This is a genomic window from Bradyrhizobium sp. Kon58, assembly GCF_055807455.1.
In genome coordinates, this window is sequence record NZ_JBVVOT010000213.1 from 1 (window position 1) to 374 (window position 374).

A 374-nucleotide genomic window follows, 5' to 3' on the forward strand; every position below is an offset into this window, starting at 1 on the left:
GGGCGCCTGGTGGCGTTTGCGCCCTCCAGCATTCCGTTTCTCGCGCTGGGTTCGTGGATTTTGATCGTGGGCTGGTTCGGGTTCAACGTGATGAGCGCGCAAACCCTCAATGGCGTCAGCGGCCTGGTGGCGGTCAACTCGTTGATGGCAATGGTCGGCGGCACGGTCGCCGCGCTGGTGATCGGCCGCAATGACCCCGGCTTTCTGCACAACGGCCCGCTGGCTGGGCTAGTGGCGATCTGCGCCGGTTCCGACCTGATGCATCCGGTGGGCGCGCTGGTCACCGGTGTGGTCGCGGGCGGCTTGTTTGTGTGGTGCTTCATGGCCGCCCAGGATCGCTGGAAGATCGATGACGTGCTGGGGGTGTGGCCGCT

1 pseudogene is annotated in these 374 nt (G+C 65.8%); it reads left to right on the forward strand.

The window, feature by feature from the left end:
* Positions 1-374, forward strand: a pseudogene (locus AC0L20_RS40170) (ammonium transporter); the annotation flags it as partial.